Below are 15,233 nucleotides of genomic sequence, written 5' to 3'. Positions count from 1 at the left end.
TCCCTACTCATAGATACTTGCGGCTGTGTGTCATTTTTGTGTGGCCGAGCTCTCCCTTCGCCGCTTCTTTTCTGAAAAATCTATTTTTTACCGGGTTTCCCTACGTAATAGCTGTCGACATAGATAGGTTATTGGACTCTCGGGAAGCCTGAGAAGAGAAATAAAGTACTACAAACAGTGTGATCCACTCTTGTGAGTGGAGCCGTTGCGAGAGAGGCTCCATTGGCTGGTAGCAGACAGTCTGGAGCTTGGCGGCCGCTGTATGTCCACGCTGCCCCCATTTTGAACCCCCTTATCGAAAAGGCCTCTGAGACGGCGCTGCCTCCATGATAGAAAGTACCAACAATAAAGATTGGTGCAAAAGGCACAGGTTTGCCCGGCTGAAAATATCGACCGGTGAAGCCTGTGAGCTGAAGTCTCAGGATTAATAATTATGGCAATAATGCAGAGTAATACAGCAACGGATGCTGCGCAGATACCGACGGGTGACCAGTCGGGGCACAGGTTTGCCCTGGTGGCGCTGACCTCACTATTTTTTATGTGGGGCTTTATCACCTGCCTGAATGATATTTTGATTCCCTACTTGAAAGGAATTTTCGAGCTGAACTATGCCCAGGCAATGCTGGTGCAGTTCTGCTTTTTTGGTGCTTATTTCCTGGTTTCCCTGCCTGCCGGTGCCCTGGTCAGTAAAATTGGTTATCAGAAAGGGATTGTGACCGGCTTAAGTATTTCGGTGGTTGGCTGTTTGCTGTTTATCCCCGCTGAAAGAATGGAAGTTTATGCACTGTTCCTCGGTGCTCTGTTTATTCTGGCTTCCGGTATTACTATTTTACAGGTTTCCGCCAACCCTTATGTGACAGCACTGGGCGATGAGCGCACGGCGCCCAGCCGCCTGACTCTGACCCAAGGCTTTAACTCCCTGGGCACCACTATCGCCCCTCAATTTGGTGCATTGCTGATTTTACCCGCTGCCGGTGTTGCAGCGGGCGCTGCCAGCGCTGCTGTTATTGAAGTTCCCTACCTGATCCTGGCCTCCGCGCTGGCGATCCTGGCTATCGTCTTCGCATTTTTGAATTTGCCGGCAATTGTCAGTAGTGCAACTTCTGAGTCTGTCTCCAATACTGAAGCCGCTTCCGCCTGGAGCTACCGTCACTTGGTGTTGGGCGCGATCGCTATTTTTGTCTACGTGGGTGCTGAAGTCTCTATCGGCAGCTTCCTGGTGAACTTTATCGCTGAGGATTCCATCGCCGGTTTGGAAGAGTCTGAAGCCGCCTTCTATATCTCCCTGTATTGGGGTGGCGCTATGGTTGGTCGCTTTGCCGGCGCTTTAATTATGCGCTTTATCTCTGCTGGCAAAGTGCTCGCAATCTGCTCTATCGGCTCCTGTGTATTGTTGTTGATTACTGTTACGGGTAGCGGCTATCTGGCGATGTGGGCGGTACTGGCTGTGGGTCTGTGCAACTCTATTATGTTCCCGACTATCTTTAGTTTGGCGCTGGCCAAGCTGGGCCCATCGACCAGTCAGGGCTCCGGAATCTTATGCCTGGCCATTGTAGGCGGTGCCATTGTGCCGTTGTTACAGGGGCTTCTGGCTGACCAAATTGGTATCCAATTGGCGTTCGTTCTGCCGATCTTCTGTTACCTCTATATTCTCTACTACGGTCTCTCAGGACACCGTACAGATAAACGCGCTTAAGTTTTCTTTTCTTCTCTTCTGAGCTCGTTTGCCGGCATTTTTATGCCGGCTTTTTTGTGTCCGGAATAAATGGCCAATTTGAAATGTATTTGATTGTGGGGGGAGGGGGTACCGGCGATCCCTGCCAGTTTTAGAGAGGTTGGGGGTTAGGAAGCTTGGGGGGCAGTTAGATCAGACTGTTTGTTGGAGTCGAGAAACTCTTTAATCGGTAAGCGATAGTTGCGGCTTACTTTCAGCTTTGCACCGCTGCTCAGGGTGAGAAAGTACTCGCCTTTGGTTAAAACCTTGATATGTACAATAAAGTTCAGGTTAACCAGCGTGGATCTGTGAATGCGTTTAAAAGTGTCTGGGCAGAGTTGTTTTTGCAGGTCTTTAATAGTGCTGCGCATTACATGGGTTTCCCCTTTGGCATGCACACACATATAGTCACCCGCCGCATCGATCCACTCGATATCCGGTTGGCTAACCATGGTGATACTGCCCCGGTCTTTAATGGCGAGACGCTGGGTTGAAGTAGCGGCGTTCTCTCCGCTTGATGCTTTGCCGGCACTGCTTTCGAAAGATCGCATCAGGCGATTTTTCTCTTCCTGATGGCCATCCTCTCCTTTGGATATCATCTGTGCCTGGCGCTGTCGGGCGCGGTCGAGGGCGGTTTCCAGTCGGCGCGGGTCCAGTGGCTTGAGCACATAGTCAACCGCGTGGACTTCAAAAGCCTTAAGGGCGTATTGGTCGTAGGCTGTGGCAAAGATTACCAGGGGCATGGTGTCTGCCTGCAGGTTGCGCACCACATCAAAACCGTTCATTCCTGGCATCTGCACATCGAGAATGAGTAGGTCTGGGTTGTGCTCTGAAACTGCTTGGACAGCTTCCCGGCCATTGCGACAACAGGCGAGAATATCCAGGTCCTTGCGTTCTTCGAGCATACTTTTCAGTAGTCTTAAAGCCAGGGGCTCGTCGTCCACCAGTACGACGCTGAGCTTGCTCATTGAACTTCTCCCTGTGTCAGGTGGGTTGATTGGTTGGAAATTTCCAGTGGAATATTGATGAGTACTTGCATACCGTCATCAGAATTTTTGTTTTGTTCTATTTTGAAATCTTGCGGGTAGAGCGTCGATAGCCGTTCGCGTACGTTTTTGAGGCCCACTCCCGTTGAGGAGGATTCCGGGTCACATTCGCTGGCAAAGTGATCTGGGCAACCGGTGTCGTAGACTTCCAGCACCAGGCGATCATCGGTGTTGTGCGCGTGGATACCGATAGTGCCCCCCATTTCGTTGGGGGCTATGGCATATTTCACCGAGTTTTCCACCAGTGGTTGCAGCAACATACTGGGCACTTGCGCCCGGCGTACAGTTTCATCGATCGATAGGTCTACGGACAACCTGTCGGCAAAGCGGGTTTTCTCAATCTCCAAATAGAGCAATACCGCCTCGATCTCGCGGTCAAGCTCCACTTTCTGCATGGGGTCTTCTTTCAGGGAGAGCCTTAAAAAATCACTGAGGCGCACAACCATTTCTCGCGCTTCATCAGATTGCTGGAATCGAATTAGGGCGTTAATGGAGTTGAGCGTATTGAAGAGAAAATGTGGGTTAAGCTGGTAGCGCAACATTTTTAGTTGCGCTTCATTGGCAATGGCCTCTGCTTGAAGTCTGCGGAGCTGCTCCCGTTCATGTACTGCTGCAACCTCCAGCATTTTCTTGTGCTCTTCATTGAGTAGGAAGTGATATTTTACCCCGCAGTACAGGGCGCTCCAGAATAAAAATACAAATAAAGAAGCGTAATACCAACCGCCGAACTCAGACCAGATCGAGTGTTCACCACTGAGGCGTATATAGGCCTCCATTCGAACCAAGGTCCATATTCCAGAAATAACAGCGACAGCCAGAAGGTAGATCACGGTGCGGAAGGCGAGCTCTGATTCCCAGGCGACATCAAAAATCGGTTTTAGAAACAGGGATAATAAAAATGCAATAGCGCACTGGAATACTGTATTGACAGGCTCGAAGTGAGGCCACTCTGTAGGGGAGTGCCACAGAGTCAGTGAAAGAAAAGTGACCAGCAGTATGCCAACCCAGCTGACCAGCTGTAGTTTCCAAAACCAGCGGGTCGACTGAATTTCAGTGTTCGGTCTCGTATCTAGACGGGTCGAGTACTGCATGATTTCCCGCATATTTAGTATTGTGAAAAGGACGGGATAGACGCTCATCGTCGCGTTCATTATTATCCGCAGAATATTACCTTGCAGAAACGTGACCCGCCAGAGGGGATAGCGCCACGCTTCCGGCTTGTCCCCGAGAAAGTCCTTTTTATCTGATTTCGGGGTGAATAGTCGAGTAATTTTCGGCAATCTCGATTCAGAAGACAACTCCTCTCTATTTTTAAATACGAGTTAATCAGCCCGGACTTCTTTGAGGCTAAAGTTCAGTGGTACTTCTGTTTATCCAGCTCGACACTATTAGATTGTCTATCTGGTCAAAAACGGTAATTTGAAATTTGGTTGAGTAGATAGGTAGTTGCCGTTAATTGTGGTAAAAATGTGCAGGGCCTTTAACGGCTTGAATGAATCCACAGTCGCAAAGGTGATACTAACTTTTGCGCAAAATCATGTGGTGGCGGAAAAAATTCCGGGTGAATGGACCTACCGCTAGAAAGAAATAGTTTAGATTTGGGGATCGGTTTCCGATGAGCCAGATGTTGCCCGAATCGGGGTTCTCCTCGAGCGAGATGGCTAAATATGACACTGATGCCCGTGCCGGAGTAGCGGCCGGCGTTGCCCCGCGTTATATCAACTTAATTGCACTTACGTCCCTATTTCTGATTTGGGGATTTATTACCGGCCTGAACGATGTGCTGGTGCCACACTTAAAAAATGTTTTTGAGTTGAGTTACACCAAGGCTGTCTTGGTGCAGTTTTACTTTTTTGCCGCCTATTTTCTGGTATCTGTGCCGGCAGGCATGTTGTTGAGGCGGGTTGGTTATCAGCTTGGTCTGGTGCTCGGGCTTTTGGTGGCTTGTGCGGGCTGTCTGGTCTTTATCCCCGCTGCCCGCCTACAAATCTACGAAGTGTTTTTGCTGGGGCTGTTTGTTCTGGCTTCCGGGATTACCCTGCTGCAGGTTTCTGCAAACCCCTATGTTATCGCGCTGGGCAGTGCTCGCACGGCGCCCAGTCGACTGAATCTGACCCAGGCTTTTAACTCCCTGGGAACTACCTTGGCACCGGTGATTGGCGGCGCAGTTTTCTTTGCGGGGCTTACTATTTCCGCTGACCCGGATACAGCGGCGAGTATTATTGAGTTCAGGGCCCGCGAAGCGGCTTTGGTTGAGACCCCTTATTTCTGGTTAGCAGTGCTTCTACTGGTGATGGTCGCTTTCTTTTCCTGGATCAGGTTGCCGGCTATTCCCGAGCACCAACAGGGTGGAGGAGCGGATGGTCACGATGTGTTTTCTCTGTGGCGTTTCCCCCGCTTGACCCTGGGGGCTGTAGGTATTTTTGCCTATGTGGGTGCGGAGGTGGCTATTGGCAGTTTTCTGGTGAGTTTCTTTGGTGAACCATCAGTGGCAAAGATGGCACCTTTTGAAGCGTCAAAGTATGTCTCTTATTACTGGGGCGGAGCGATGATTGGGCGCTTTGCCGGGGCCTTTTTGCTGCGCTTTGTCTCTGCTGGAAAAACCCTGGCGGTTTGTGGCCTGGGTTCGGTGGTACTTATAGCAATCGCGATGATGACGTCAGGCCCGATCGCGGTCTGGTCCATAGTTGCAGTGGGCTTGTGCAACTCGATTATGTTCCCGACGATATTCAGCCTGGCTTTGCGCGGGCTGGGCAAACATACCAGCCAGGGTAGCGGTATCTTATGCATGGCAATTGTAGGTGGTGCAATTATTCCTCTTTTCCAGGGAATGCTGGCTGATAGCGCCGGTATACAGTATTCATTTTTGGTGCCTCTGGTGTGTTACTGCTATATCGTTTATTACGGCGCTTTTTCACGAACCCTGCGCGGTAGCGCAGTGGAGTAGAACCTTCTCATTTATCCTTTCCGCCTTGTCTGCAATTTGGACCAGCCCATCGGATTTCTATTGGCCTGTAGAGACAAGTACTGCAATTTGTTGTCATTGCGAACTGTGCCCACTGGGTAGCCATGACTCAGTTTTATGGCCGATCGGTGAATACGGCATTAGCAGAACTTGATTCCGACGAGAGCTGGATCTGGAGTTATCTCTAATATTTCAGCTCGGTGGAGGCAGACCGTGCACAACTGCCGGGGCAGGTGATGTGCGGCATAATAAATATGGCGATAGTAGGTCGCGCTGGGTGTAGGGCTTTGGAGATATTTCCTCTGAAGTTTGTCTGAGCGCAACTCGTAGAGCCAGTTAACAAGCGTGGAATAATTTTGGGAGTTATTCGTGAATTTTAGTAAGCGATTTTCGCTGGGCTTTGTGCTCTGTGCTTCTGTGCTCGCCGGGTGTCATTCCGAGAGCCAACAAACTGAGCCAAAAGCCGATAAAGCGCAGGCCGACACTGGCACCAGTGCCGCCGAGGGCATCGACAACTGGCCTGAACTCAAGCCAGCCTTACCGCGCGATGAAAAGCTGGAAGCCCAAATCACTGAAATCATGTCCCGCATGTCTCTGGAAGAGAAAGTGGGTCAGATGATCCAGGCGGAAATCCGCAGCGTTACTCCTGAAGATGTGAAGACCTATCACCTGGGTTCCGTATTGAATGGTGGTGGCGCCTTCCCGAACAACGATAAGTTTGCCACGCCGCAAGACTGGTTGGCCCTTTCTGACGCCTTCTTTAAGGCTTCTATGGACACTTCCGATGGCGGTGTTGCGATTCCCCTGATTTGGGGTTCCGATGCGGTTCACGGTCACAACAATGTGATCGGTGCGACCCTGTTCCCGCATAATATTGGTCTGGGTGCCGCCCAAGACCCGGAGCTGATTGAGCGTATTGGCAGCGCCACCGCCCGTGAAGTGGCGGTGACCGGTATCGATTGGACTTTCGCTCCTACCGTCGCGGTAGTCCGCGATGACCGCTGGGGCAGAACTTACGAGAGCTATTCCGAAGATCCCAAGATTGTTGCGGATTATGCCGAGGCAATGGTGAAGGGGCTCCAGGGCGAAAAATCCAGCGCTGAATTCCTGCGCGGCGAAAACCTGGTTGCCACTGCCAAGCACTTTGTCGGTGACGGTGGTACGAATCGAGGAATTGACCGAGGTGATAACGCGGTTCCGGAAAAAGAACTGGCAGAGGTCCATGCGGCGGGTTACCTGACGTCTCTGCCGGCTGGCGTACAGACCGTGATGGCTTCATTCAATAGCTGGAACGGTGAAAAACTCCACGGCCACAAATACCTTCTGACCACCGTTCTGAAAGAGCGCCTCGGTTTTGATGGCTTTGTTGTGGGCGACTGGAATGGCCACGGTTTCGTGCCCGGTTGCACCGTAGAGAGCTGTGCAGCGGCGATTAATGCCGGCCTCGATATGTTTATGGTGCCGGCGGACTGGAAAGCCCTGTACAACAACACCCTGGCCCAGGCCAAGAGCGGTGAAATCGGTGCAGAACGCATCGATGATGCTGTTCGCCGTATCCTGCGAGTGAAGATCCGCGCAGGTCTGTTTGACCGCAATATGCCGCTGGCAGGCAAAGACGGCATCCTGGGCAACCCGGAGCATCGGGCAATCGCTCGTGAAGCGGTACGCAAATCCCTGGTGTTGCTGAAAAACAACGACCAGCTGCTGCCATTGGCTGCGGACCAGAATATTCTGGTTGCCGGCGATGGTGCGGATAACCTGTCCAAGCAGAGTGGTGGTTGGACGATCTCCTGGCAGGGTACCGGCAACACGCGCGCAGACTTCCCCGGTGCGACTTCAATCTTTGAAGGTATTTCATCGGCGGTTAAAGCCGCTGGCGGTGAAGCGGTATTGAGTGCGGATGGCAGCTTCTCAGATGCTACTTTTGCCAATGGTAAGGCACCCAAGATTGCTATTGTTGTATTTGGCGAAGAGCCCTATGCAGAGTGGCACGGCGATATTACCAACCTGGAATACCAGCGCGGTAACAAGAAGGATTTGGCGTTGCTGAAAAAACTGCGTGAGCAGGGTGTTCAGGTAGTGAGCGTTTTCCTTTCAGGCCGTCCTCTCTGGATTAACAGTGAATTGAATGCATCCGATGCCTTTGTTGCTGCCTGGCTGCCTGGCTCTGAAGGTGCTGGTGTTGCAGATGTGCTGATTAAAGGCGCCGATGGGGAAGCCCGTTACGACTTTACCGGCAAGCTGCCATTCAGCTGGCCAATGCACAGCTATCAGAATGTCCTGAATCCTTACCACGAGAATTACGAGCCACTGTTTGAGTTGGGCTATGGCCTGGCTGCTGAACAGGAATCCCTGGTGGGTAACGAATTGCCGGAGACCAGTGAATCCAGTGCCGGTGGCGGTTTGGAAGAAGCCTGGCTGTTGGTATCCCGCCCGCAAGCTCCCTGGGTGTTGAATATCGCTGAAGCTGGGGCAGAGGTTGTACCTGTACACGGTAACTTCGCGGTTAGCGGAGACGATAAAAATATCACTGTCAGCTCCATCGATATGTCTTCCCAGGAAGATGCTCGACTGATTACCTGGAAAGGCCTGCGCCCTGGTGCAGTTCAGTTGTCTGCTGAATATATGCAGGACCTGAATGTCTACCTGGAAGAGAAATCTGCGCTGACACTGAATATCCGTGTCGATCAGCCAATTGAAAAGCCAGTGGTGGCTACCATGAACTGTGGTGATGGCTGTTCTGCCAAGGTACCGCTGGAGTCTGCGCTGAAATCCATGGAGCAGAAAAGCTGGACTCGGGTTTCTGTAGATCTGCAGTGTTTTGTAAAAGCCGGTGCGGACTTCGGCAAGGTGTTTAGTGCCTTTGGCTTGGAGAGTGAAGCTCCGATGGCTATTGCGGTTGCCAACGTTAAGTTGACCCCGGAAGCTGGAGTATCTGCTGATATTCGTTGTGACGGTTAAGTTACAACACACTTAAAGGGCTAATTACCCTCAGTTCTAACCGGAGCTTGTTTTTTGGTTCCGGTTAGCGGCTGAAACAATTTGTTCTCACAGGAACGGTGCCAGTGTGATGTTCTATCCCGTTGGCACTTCTTTGCCCGCCAATCTCTTCTTTCCAGATATTACTATTTCTTTTATCCCATAGATTTACTACTGGGGTGGAAGGAAAGAATACACTTCACTCGAGACATGCTGTGAATACATCCCTGTAAGCTCCCAATCGGCATCCATGCCTCATAGGGTCCCGAGTGCAGTGTATTATTTCCCTCTCCTTTTTTAGTATATTGGATAGCGTTATCCCACGATAAATCTACCTCTCCTTCAAGTCTAACAAGTCCTCTAGCTAAAACTGCATGACAGTCCTTTTTACATAGCTGTAGCGCTAAAAGTATTTGCTTTAGCTGTGTGGCTGTGGAGTTCTTTTTGGTGTTTGATTGTCAATTTCCGAATTTATCATGTTGGGTTTTTAAATTGGCAGTCAAATGAAAGGGCTGATTTACATACCCGCAGATTATTTTTTGTTAAAGGTGAACGCGGAAAAGTAGATGATGTTCATTGGTTATTCGGAGATTAGAGCGAATGGTTAAATTTTGTGGGTTTAAATATTCGTGGAATGGAGATTGTGAGTGTTAGCTATAAGTCGACTGAGAAAAAATAACCTTCTTCTTTTGGCACAGTTTTGATGGGAGTTGGTATTGGCGGTAGTCGGAAAGTATCACTTTTATTACAAGGGTATAATTTAGGTTAGTGCCCCTAATCCTAAAGTAAACTTCTCCAAGATTAATTTCATCTAATTTTCTGGGTTTTTATATGCGACTAGCGAATCGTTTTAGCAGAGGCAATTGAGGAGTTAGGTAATTTGTTCTTGAAGAGTAAGGTAAAGCCTTTGTGTGAAATTTAACCATTAGTGACCCTCTATTTAATATTGCGGTCTTGGCGCGCCTGAAGTTGTGGGGGCTTTCTTCTATCTGCATTCTGGTCTATTGGCGGTATACTGATTGGAGCTTAGACTTTGTTTAACTCCCCGTGAAAAATGTAAATCCCAGCGAAAAACTCCCACCTCTGATAAAGAATATACTGCAGTCCCACCCTGCCAGCGGCCAGTTGTGGGTGGGGTTTTCTGGTGGTCTGGACTCCACTGTTCTCCTGCACCTTCTGGTAACTTGCCAGATTCCCGTGCGTGCACTTCATATTCACCATGGCCTAAATGCAAATGCGGACATTTGGCTGGCTCACTGTAAAGAGTTTGCTGAAAATCTGGCGGTACCCTTTACAGCCATCCAGGTTACTGTTGATTACAAAGATGGCGGATTGGAGCAGGGGGCTCGCCGGGCGAGATATGCGGCCTTCAATCAGGTGATGTCCGAAGGTGATCAAATTCTTCTCGGTCACCACGCGGATGACCAAGCTGAGACTTTCCTGCTGCGCTTAATGCGGGGCGCGGGCGTGTTGGGATTGGCCAGCATGTCCGAAAGCCGAACTATCGGAGATAATAAGTACTTACTGCGCCCTCTACTCGGAGCGGGGCGAAAAGAGCTAGAGCAGTGGGCTGAGGCTCACGGATTGAGCTGGATTGAAGATGACAGCAATGCGGATGAGGCCTTGGAGCGTAATTTTTTTCGGCATCGAGTTGTGCCACTGCTCAACCAGCGTTGGGGAGCGAGTCGCCAGATCGCTCGGGCAGCGGAGAACCTGAGGGAGTCTGCGGACTTACTGTCTGAGTTGGCACTTGCTGACCTGGAGGAGGCTGATTTAAAGGCGGAGCGATTTGGCGAAAGTCTGGCCCTGCCTCGCTTCTTCAGCCTTAGTGAGGGGCGCCGTAAAAACCTTATGCGGCATTGGGTATTGGGCCAAGGGGGGCAGCCGCCAGAGTCAGCCCTATTAAATCAGGCGCTTTTCCAGGTGACTCATGCTGCAGAGGACGCACAGCTTGAAGTTAATATGGGTGGGCGAGTGGTACGACGTTTTCGGAATCGCCTTTACCTGACCCCTGAGCTGGCGCCAATTGCCAATAACTCCGATAAAAGTTGGCACTGGGATGGCCGCTCTAATCTCACTCTGCCAGCGGGTGGCATTCTTCGGCCCTTGTCGGATTGGCCAGTGGGCGATTATCGAGTGTGTTATCGCAAAGGAGGGGAGCGTGCGCACCCGGTAAATCGCTCCAGGTCACAAACGCTTAAGAAGCTCTTGCAGGAGTGGGCTCTAGAGCCCTGGCTCAGGGATCGTGTCCCATTGGTATTTTTGGGGGATGATCTGGTGGCTGTCGCGGGGCTCTTTTCATGCAAAGCAGGCTGCGCCATCCCGGATGAACCACCCGGCTGGCGGTTTTTCGATTGAGTGTTAAGGGGGTTTCTGCTACCCTGGCGCCCCGTCTAAAAGGCACCGGGAGAAGCTGGATTATCCGCCCGGGCCAGCCCTGTAAGCTCGACATTCATCGAGCGCTCAACTGACCAAGGTTTTGCATGACGCGCTATATTTTTGTAACTGGTGGCGTGGTTTCCTCGTTGGGGAAAGGTATCGCCTCCGCCTCTTTGGCCGCCATTCTCGAGGCCCGCGGCCTCAAGGTTACCATCCTCAAACTGGACCCCTACATCAACGTAGACCCGGGTACCATGAGTCCCTTCCAGCACGGCGAGGTGTATGTCACCGAGGATGGTGCCGAGACTGACCTGGACCTGGGTCACTACGAACGCTTTATCCGTACCCGGATGTCCAAGCGTAACAACTTCACCACCGGCCGCGTGTACGAAACCGTACTGCGCAAAGAGCGCCGTGGTGACTACTTGGGTGGCACCGTACAGGTGATCCCCCATATTACCGATGAGATCAAGCGCCGCGTTGTAGAAGGTGGCCGCGATGTCGACGTCGCTATTGTTGAAATCGGTGGCACCGTAGGTGATATCGAATCCCAACCGTTCCTGGAATCTGTGCGTCAGCTGCGTGTGGAAATGGGCACCAATCGCGCCCTGTTGATCCACCTGAGCTATGTGCCTTTCCTTGCCACTGCTGGTGAAACCAAGACCAAGCCGACTCAGCACTCTGTTAAAGAGTTACGTTCTATCGGCTTGCAGCCGGATATTCTGCTGTGCCGTTCCGAGCGCGAGATCGATGAGGACTCCCGCCGCAAGATCGCACTATTCACCAATGTTGAAGAGCGCGCTGTTGTACCGCTGCCCGATGCCAAGACCATCTACGGCGTACCGCGTCTTCTGCACAGTTACGGCCTCGACGATATCGTTGTGGAAAAACTGCAGCTGGAATGCCAGGCACCAGACCTTTCCGAGTGGGACGAAGTGGTCGATGGCAAGCTGAACCCGCAGCACGAAGTGAAAATTGCCATGGTCGGCAAATACATGGAGTTGCTGGATGCCTATAAGTCCCTGATCGAGTCCCTGACCCATGCGGGTATCAAGCATCGCTGCAAAGTGGATATCGACTTTATCAACGCTGAAGACGTTGAGGGTGAGAACGGTATTGACCTGATCAAGGATGCCGATGCAATCCTGGTTCCCGGTGGATTTGGTGAGCGCGGTTTAGAGGGCAAGCTTGAATCTGTTCGCTACGCTCGTGAAAACAATATTCCTTACCTGGGCATCTGCCTCGGTTTACAGTCTGTGGTTATCGAGTTCGCGCGCAATGTGCTCGGCCTCGAAGGTGCCAACAGCACTGAATTCAATACTAAAACCCCGCACCCTGTTATTGGCCTGATCACAGAGTGGATCGATAGCGAAGGCAATATCGAGAAGCGCGATGAGCAGTCCGACCTGGGCGGCACCATGCGCTTGGGCGGCCAGGAGTGTCGCTTGGCTAAAGACACTAAGGCTCGCGATATCTACGGCGCAGACGTCATTGTAGAGCGCCACCGCCACCGCTACGAAGTGAACAACAACTACGTTGATCGCCTGCAGCAAGCCGGTTTGAAAATTGGCGGCTGGTCTGCAGACGATACCCTGGTAGAAATGGTTGAATTGCCGAACCATCCCTGGTTCGTTGCTTGCCAGTTCCACCCGGAATTTACTTCAACCCCGCGCGACGGCCATCCGCTGTTCGAAAGCTTTGTTGCCGCCGCAATGAAGCAGCGTGAAAACCAGGGTTAAAAAATAATTCCGCCTTAGCTCTAAGTTAGTTGAGGCGGAGATAACAGGGAGTAAACTGTGAAAACAATTGAAGTCGGAAATATCCAGGTCGCCAACGATAAGCCCTTTGCGCTGTTTGGCGGTATGAATGTATTGGAATCCCGCGACCTGGCGATGCAGGTGGCTGAGCACTATGTAAAAGTCACTGAAAAACTGGGTATTCCCTATGTTTTTAAAGCGTCTTTTGACAAGGCGAATCGCTCTTCCATCAATTCCTATCGCGGACCGGGAATGGAAGAGGGCCTGAAGATTTTTCAGGAAATCAAAGACACCTTTAAGGTTCCCTTGATTACCGATGTCCACGAAGTACATCAGGCTGCTCCGGTTGCCGAAGTCGTGGATATTATCCAGCTGCCGGCCTTCCTGGCCCGCCAGACTGATCTGGTCACCGCTATGGCAGCGACTGGTGCAGTGATCAACGTTAAAAAGCCCCAGTTTATGAGCCCCCCGCAAGTTAAAAATGTGGTGGAGAAATTTGCTGAGTGCGGCAACGAAAATATTCTTTTGTGTGAGCGCGGAGCCTGCTTTGGCTACGACAACCTGGTTGTGGATATGCTGGGCTTCAGCACCATGATCAATGCCTCCGGTGGTGCGCCGCTGATTTTTGACGTTACCCACTCACTGCAAATGCGCGATCCTTCCGGTGCAGCCTCTGGTGGTCGCCGTGCACAGGTCACTGAGCTGGGCCGCGCAGGTTTGGCTATCGGTATTGCCGGCCTGTTCTTGGAAGCACACCCGAATCCAGACAAAGCATTGTGTGATGGCCCCAGTGCATTGCCACTGGAAAAGCTGGAGCCATTCCTGGCGCAGATGAAAGCGGTAGATGACCTGATCAAAGGTTTTGAGCCGCTGGATACGAAATAAAAAAGAAATATTTTTGCGCGCCCTGATCGGGCGTGCGGCACTTTCCCCTCTGCTATCTGGCCTGAGCGCTGTAGCAAAAAGTGCGTAAAGTCTGATTTACGAAAACCTATTTTCAGTAAGTACCAATACGGAGCCCATTGTAAATGAGCAAGATTGTCGCTGTTAAAGCCTTTGAAGTAATGGATTCTCGCGGTAACCCTACCGTTGAAGCCGATGTAATCCTGGAGGATGGTTCTATTGGCTCCGCCTGCGCCCCCTCCGGTGCCTCCACTGGCTCCCGTGAAGCGCTGGAACTTCGCGATGGCGATAAAAGCCGTTACTTGGGTAAGGGTGTCCTGAAAGCAGTTGAAAATATCAACACTACTATCGCTGACCTGCTCAAGGGTATGGATGCTACTGATCAGCGCGCCCTGGACAAGGCGATGATCGATGCCGACGGCACTGAAAATAAGGCGAACTTCGGCGCCAACGCTATTTTGGCGGTTTCCCTGGCTGCCGCTAAAGCAGCTGCTGCTTCCAAAAAAATCCCTTTGTATCAGCACATTGCTGAGGTAAACGGCACTCCGGGCGAGTACTCCATGCCGGTACCGATGATGAATATCCTTAATGGCGGCGAACACGCTGACAACAATGTGGATATCCAGGAATTTATGGTTCAGCCGGTTAAGGCTGAATCTTTTGCTGAAGCTCTGCGCCAAGGTGCTGAGATCTTCCACTCCCTGAAAAAAGTACTGTCCAGCAACAGCCTGAACACTGCAGTTGGCGATGAAGGTGGCTTTGCTCCGAACCTGCCTTCCAACGAAGCGGCACTGAAAGTCATCGCTGAAGCGGTAGAAAAGGCCGGTTACACCCTGGGCGATGACATTACCCTGGCTCTGGACTGCGCTTCTTCCGAGTTCTACAAAGATGGCAAGTACGATCTGGCTGGCGAAGGCAAGCAGTTCGATAGCGAAGGTTTTGCCAGCTACCTGGCCGATCTGTCCGCCAACTATCCGATCCTGTCTATCGAAGACGGTATGGACGAGAGTGATTGGGACGGTTGGAAAGTTCTCACCGACAAAATTGGTGAAAAAGTACAGCTGGTAGGCGACGACTTGTTCGTAACCAACACCAAGATCCTGAAAGAAGGTATCGAGAAAGGTGTCGGTAACTCTATCTTGATCAAGTTCAACCAGATCGGCTCCCTGTCCGAGACTCTGGATGCGATCAAAATGGCTAAAGATGCGGGCTACACCGCTGTGATCTCTCACCGCTCCGGTGAGACCGAAGATACCACTATTGCGGATCTGGCGGTTGCGACTGCTGCTGGTCAAATCAAGACCGGTTCCCTTTGCCGCTCAGACCGCGTAGCCAAGTACAACCGTCTGCTGCGCATCGAAGCTGAGCTGAATGGCTCCGCTCCTTATCGCGGCCGCGCTGAATTCAAGTAATCCATTATTTGAATTAGCGTGCAAGTACTACAAAGAGGGGCCAGCCCCTCTTTGTAGTACTATAAATACGAACAAGCG

Annotated in this window: 9 protein-coding genes; 7 read left to right on the top strand and 2 right to left on the bottom strand. The window is 51.4% G+C overall.

Going from position 1 to position 15,233, the window contains the following annotated elements; genetic code table 11:
* Positions 1–433: 433 nt before the first annotated feature.
* Complete coding sequence (locus ACJJIS_RS15190) at positions 434–1,696, top strand: sugar MFS transporter (RefSeq protein WP_413664876.1); 1,263 nt, start codon at positions 434–436, stop codon at positions 1,694–1,696.
* Between the two features lie 146 nt (positions 1,697–1,842).
* Here the strand turns inward: ACJJIS_RS15190 and ACJJIS_RS15185 are convergent, their stop codons facing one another.
* Together ACJJIS_RS15185 and ACJJIS_RS15180 are read right to left on the bottom strand one after the other, a co-directional pair.
* Entirely contained in the window at positions 1,843–2,682 is an 840-nt protein-coding gene (locus tag ACJJIS_RS15185; RefSeq protein ID WP_413664877.1) for a LytR/AlgR family response regulator transcription factor, read from the bottom strand.
* Entirely contained in the window at positions 2,679–3,851 is a 1,173-nt protein-coding gene (locus ACJJIS_RS15180) for a sensor histidine kinase (RefSeq protein ID WP_475708445.1), read from the bottom strand. Before ACJJIS_RS15180 ends, ACJJIS_RS15185 begins: the two co-directional genes overlap by 4 nt.
* Before the next feature lie 524 nt (positions 3,852–4,375).
* Here ACJJIS_RS15180 and ACJJIS_RS15175 point away from each other — a divergent pair.
* From ACJJIS_RS15175 to eno, 6 genes are all read left to right on the top strand, one after another.
* Entirely contained in the window at positions 4,376–5,707 is a 1,332-nt protein-coding gene (locus tag ACJJIS_RS15175) for a sugar MFS transporter (protein WP_475708444.1), read from the top strand.
* Between the two features lie 387 nt (positions 5,708–6,094).
* A complete protein-coding gene (locus ACJJIS_RS15170) occupies positions 6,095–8,686 on the top strand; it encodes a glycoside hydrolase family 3 protein (protein ID WP_475708443.1) in 2,592 nt (863 codons plus the stop codon).
* A gap of 1,065 nt (positions 8,687–9,751) precedes the next feature.
* Positions 9,752–11,062 (top strand): tRNA lysidine(34) synthetase TilS, encoded by a 1,311-nt coding sequence (tilS, locus tag ACJJIS_RS15165; protein WP_475708442.1) that lies wholly within the window; start codon positions 9,752–9,754, stop codon positions 11,060–11,062.
* A gap of 125 nt (positions 11,063–11,187) precedes the next feature.
* Positions 11,188–12,822 carry a CTP synthase gene (gene pyrG, locus ACJJIS_RS15160; protein WP_252085084.1) on the top strand — a complete coding sequence of 545 codons (1,635 nt, stop codon included), beginning with the start codon at positions 11,188–11,190 and terminating at the stop codon, positions 12,820–12,822.
* A 57-nt stretch (positions 12,823–12,879) separates the two neighbouring features.
* On the top strand, positions 12,880–13,725 hold the full coding sequence (kdsA, locus tag ACJJIS_RS15155; RefSeq protein WP_444905992.1) for a 3-deoxy-8-phosphooctulonate synthase: 846 nt from the start codon (positions 12,880–12,882) through the stop codon (positions 13,723–13,725).
* 143 nt (positions 13,726–13,868) lie between these two features.
* Positions 13,869–15,155 carry a phosphopyruvate hydratase gene (gene eno, locus ACJJIS_RS15150; RefSeq protein WP_444898143.1) on the top strand — a complete coding sequence of 429 codons (1,287 nt, stop codon included), beginning with the start codon at positions 13,869–13,871 and terminating at the stop codon, positions 15,153–15,155.
* The last annotated feature ends 78 nt before the right edge of the window (positions 15,156–15,233 follow it).

This window comes from Microbulbifer maximicatervae (SeqCode) (assembly GCF_056231245.1).
Note: the sequence above shows the minus strand (reverse complement) of the source record. Positions and strands in the feature narration are given on the sequence as shown.

Bases quoted from the DNA above. Each gene is read 5' to 3' on its own strand.
- ACJJIS_RS15190 (WP_413664876.1), top strand. From the start codon at position 434: ATGGCAATAATGCAGAGTAATACAGCAACGGATGCTGCGCAGATACCG.
- ACJJIS_RS15185 (WP_413664877.1), bottom strand. From the start codon at position 2,682: ATGAGCAAGCTCAGCGTCGTACTGGTGGACGACGAGCCCCTGGCTTTA.
- ACJJIS_RS15175 (WP_475708444.1), top strand. From the start codon at position 4,376: ATGAGCCAGATGTTGCCCGAATCGGGGTTCTCCTCGAGCGAGATGGCT.
- eno (WP_444898143.1), top strand. From the start codon at position 13,869: ATGAGCAAGATTGTCGCTGTTAAAGCCTTTGAAGTAATGGATTCTCGC.
- pyrG (WP_252085084.1), top strand. From the start codon at position 11,188: ATGACGCGCTATATTTTTGTAACTGGTGGCGTGGTTTCCTCGTTGGGG.
- ACJJIS_RS15180 (WP_475708445.1), bottom strand. From the start codon at position 3,851: ATGCAGTACTCGACCCGTCTAGATACGAGACCGAACACTGAAATTCAG.